The sequence below is a fragment of the Actinomadura sp. genome (assembly GCF_044508335.1).
GTDB lineage: Bacteria > Actinomycetota > Actinomycetes > Streptosporangiales > Streptosporangiaceae > Spirillospora.
This window is the reverse complement of record NZ_JBIQHY010000210.1, coordinates 1-4,416: the sequence shown is the minus strand read 5'-3', so window position 1 is coordinate 4,416 and position 4,416 is coordinate 1. Positions and strand designations below refer to the sequence as shown.

Sequence of the window (4,416 nt, the reverse complement as noted above, 5' to 3'; positions counted from 1 at the left end):
AGCCACGCGTTCCACTCGCCGCTGATGGACCCGATGCTGGAGGAGTTCGGCCGGGTCGTGGCCGGCCTGTCCTTCCGCGCACCCACGATCGAGGGCCTGCCCGCCGAGGTGGCGGACCCGGCGTACTGGGCGGCGCACGTCCGCGAACCCGTGCGGTTCCTCGACACCGTCCGGGACCTCCGGTCCCGGGGCGCGAACCGGTGGCTGGAGCTCGGCCCCGACGGCGTGCTCACCGCGCTGGCCCAGCGGATCGTCGACGAGGACGGCCACGTGTTCGCCGCCGCGATGCGCGCCGGGCGCGCCGAGACGGAGGCCCTGCTCACCGCGCTGGCGACGCTGTGGACCGCCGGCACCACAGTGGACTGGCGCACGCTCCTCGCCGCCTGGGGCGGCCGCGTCACCCCCGCGCTGCCCACGTACCCGTTCCAGCGGCGCCGGTACTGGCTGCCGGCGGGCGGCGCGGCGCCGGACGGCTCCGCCGGCCACCCGCTGCTGGACACGGCGGCGGACCTGGCCGGGACCGGCGGGCACCTGCTGACCGGCCGGCTGTCGCTCGCGACCCACCCGTGGCTCGCCGACCACGTCGTCGACGGGCACGTGCTCCTCCCCGGCACCGCCTTCGTGGAGCTGGCCGTCCGGGCCGCCGACGCCGCCGGATGCTCCGCGGTCGAGGAGCTGACCGTGCACACCCCGCTGGTGATCCCGGAGTCCGGCGCGGTCAGCGTCCAGGTCGGCGTGACCGCTCCGGACGACGCGGGCCGCCGGTCGGTGACCGTGCACTCCCGGCCTGCCGCCGATGACGCCGCGCCCTGGACCCGGCACGCGACCGGCACGGTGGGCGATGCGATGGGAAACGCGGTGGGCGACGCGGACGGGCCGGACGCCGAGCCGCTGACGCAGTGGCCGCCGCCCTCGGCCGAACCCATCGACGTCGGCGGGTTCGCCGAGGAGCGGGCCGCCGCCGGCCTCGCCTACGGGCCGCTCTTCCAGGGGCTGCGCGCGGCATGGCGGGCGGGCGACGCCGTGTACGCCGAGATCGCCTTCCCCGGTGATGAGGCCGAGGCGCGGCGGTACGGGCTGCACCCGGCGCTGCTGGACGCCGCCCTGCACCCGCTGCGGTTCCTGGACGCCGACGGCGCCGGCGGCCTCGCGCTGCCCTACGCCTGGACCGGGGTCCGGCTGCTCGCCTCCGGCGCCACCGCCTTGCGGGTGCGGCTGACCGGCGACGGCCCGATCCGTCTCACCGTCGCGGACGACACCGGGCAGCCGGTCGCGGCCATCGGCGGCCTCACCCTCCGGCCGCTGGAGCCAGGCCGGCTCCGCGGGCCCGGCGACGGCGACCTGTTCGACGTTTCCTGGGAGCCGCTCCCGCTCGCCCCGGACGGGAGCGCCGCCCCGGAAGGGGGCGCCGAGGTCGTCCGCTGCCCGGACGCGCCGGCGGCCGACCCGGCCGCCGCCGCGCGCACCGCCGTCGCCTGGGCGCTCGCCGAGATCCAGCGCGAACTCGCCGGGGACGCCGACCGGCCGCTCGCGATCGTCACCCGCGGGGCCGCGGCCGCCGCGCCCGGCGACGACGCCGACCCCGCCATGGCCGCCGTCCTCGGCCTGGCCCGGTCCGCGCAGTCGGAGAACCCCGGCCGGTTCGTCCTGGTCGACGTGGACGGCGACCCGGCCTCCGACGCCGCGGTCGGCGCCGCCGTCGCGGCGGCGCTGCGGGCGGGTGAGCCGCAGCTGGCGATCCGCGGCGGCGAGGCCCTCGTGCCGCGCCTGACCCGCACGGCCGCCGGCGGCCCGGCCCTCGTCCCGCCCGCGGACGGCGGCCCGTGGCGCCTGGAGGTGGCGGGCGACGGGGCGCTGGAGGACAGGCTCGCGCTCGTCCCCGCGCCGCAGGCCGACCTGGAGCCGGGCCAGGTCAGGATCGGGATCCGGGCGGCGGGCGTGAACTTCCGCGACGCGCTGCACGCGCTCGGCATGTACCCGGGCGAGATCACCCTGGGCGGCGAGGGGGCCGGGATCGTCCTCGAAACCGGTCCGGGGGTCACCGGCTTCGCGCCGGGCGACCGGGTGATGGGCCTCGTCGAAGGCGGGTTCGGGCCGGTGGCCGTGGCGGACGCCCGGATGCTCGCCCCGCTCCCGGACGGCTGGACGTTCGCGCAGGGCGCGTCCGTGCCGGTCGTCTTCCTCACCGCCTACTACGCCCTCACCGACCTGGCCGGGCTGCGCGCCGGCGAGCGGCTGCTCGTCCACGCGGCCGCCGGCGGCGTCGGGACGGCCGCCGTGCAGCTCGCCCGGCACCTCGGCGCGGAGGTGTACGCGACCGCGTCCACCGGCAAGCACGGCGCGGTCGCCGCGCTCGGCGTGCCGCCCGGCCGCGTCGCGGACTCCCGCACGCTCGGGTTCGCGGACCGGTTCCTCGACGCGACCGGCGGCGAGGGCGTCGACGTGGTGCTCAACGCGCTGGCGCACGAGCACACGGACGCCTCGCTGCGGCTGCTGCCGCGCGGCGGCCGCTTCGTCGAACTGGGGAAGACCGACGTCCGGGACCCGGCCGCGGTCGCGGCGAGGCACCCCGGCGTGCGGTACCGGGCGTTCGACCTCGCCGAGGCCGGCCCCGAGCGGATCGGCGCGATGCTCGGCGAGCTGCTCCGGCTGTTCCGCGACGGCGTCCTCGCGCCGCCGCCCGTCCGCGCCTGGGACGTGCGGAGCGCGCCGGAGGCGTTCCGGTTCGTGTCCGCCGGCCGGCACGTCGGGAAGGTGGTGCTCACCGTCCCCGCGGACCGCCCGTACGGTGCCGGCGCCGTCCTGGTCACCGGGGCGACCGGGGCGCTCGGCTCGCTGGTCGTCCGGCATCTCGCGGACGCCCACGGCGTCCGGGACTTCCTGCTGGTGTCCCGGCGCGGCCCGGACGCGCCGGGCGCGGCCGAACTGGCCGCCGAACTGGCCGGGCGGGGAGCGCGCGCCGAGTTCGCGGCGTGCGACGCCGGGGACCGCGCGGCCCTCGCGCGGCTGCTGGCCGGCCGCGCGCTGTCGGCCGTCGTGCACGTCGCCGGCGCGGTCGACGACGGCGTGATCACCGCGCAGACGCCGGACCGCTTCGACGCCGTCGCGTGCCCGAAGGCCGACGCCGCCTGGCACCTGCACGAGCTGACGGCCGGGACGGACCTGGCGGCGTTCGTGCTGTTCTCCTCCGCCGCCGGCGTGCTCGGCAACCCGGGGCAGGGCAACTACGCCGCCGCGAACGCGTTCCTCGACGCGCTGGCCCGGCGGCGCCGCGCGGCCGGCCTGCCCGCCACGTCGATCGCCTGGGGCCTGTGGGCGGCCGACAGCGCCATGACCCGGGACCTGGGCGCCGCCCACGCGCGCCGCACCGAACGGGACGCCATGGTCGCGCTGGACCCGGCGGCGGCGCTCCCGCTCATGGACGCCGCCGTCGCCGACCCGGCGCGCCCGGCGCCCGTCGCGGCCCGCTTCGACACCGCCGCGCCGTCCGCCGCCGCGCCCCCGCCGATGCTGGCCGCGCTCCACCGCGGGAGGACCGTGCGGCGGAGCGCGGCCGCCCACCCGGCCGGGGGCCTCGCCCGGACGCTCGCGGGCCTCGGCGACCCGGAACGCGACGAGCTGCTGCTGGACCTGATCCGGCGGCGGGTCATGGACGTCCTCGGGTTCACCGAACTGGACCCCGCGCGCCTGCGGAGCAGCACGTTCAAGGAACTCGGCTTCGACTCGCTCACCGCGATCGACTTCCGCAACGCGCTCGCCGCCGCGACCGGCCTGCGGCTGCCCGCGACCCTGGTGTTCGACTATCCCACCCCCGCGGGCCTCGCCCCCCGCCTGCGGGAACTGCTGTCGGAGGCCGCCGGCGACCCGCCGCGCGCGGCGCACGCCCCCGGTGCGCCGCACGCGCGGCCGCGGCCGGCCTCCGACGGCGACCCCATCGCGATCGTCGGGATGGCCTGCCGGTACCCGGGCGGCGTCCGGTCGCCGCGGGACCTGTGGGAGCTGGTCGCCGCCGGCGGCGACGCCGTCGCCGGGCTGCCGCTCGACCGGGGCTGGGACGAGGGGCTGTACGACCCCGATCCGGACCGGCTGGGACACAGCTACGCCCGCGAGGGCGGGTTCCTCCACGACGCCGCCGACTTCGACGCGGACTTCTTCGGGATCTCGCCGCGCGAGGCGCTGGCGATGGACCCGCAGCAGCGGCTGCTGCTGGAGGTGTCGTGGGAGGCGATCGAGCGGGCGGGCATCGACCCGACCTCGCTCGGCGGCTCCCGGACCGGGGTGTTCACCGGCGTGATCAGCCACGACTACCACGACCTGCTGCGCGGCTCGCAGCTGACGGAGGGCTATCAGCTGGTCGGGACCGCGGGCAGTGTGGCGTCGGGTCGGGTGGCGTATGCGCTGGGTCTGGAGGGTCCG

Annotated in this window: 1 protein-coding gene; it reads left to right on the top strand. The window is 78.7% G+C overall.

What is annotated here, in order from left to right; translation table 11 throughout:
• Positions 1 to 24: 24 nt before the first annotated feature.
• On the top strand, positions 25 to 4,416 hold a 4,392-nt coding region (locus ACIWVC_RS34115), incomplete at its 3' end, for a beta-ketoacyl synthase N-terminal-like domain-containing protein (protein ID WP_396455135.1).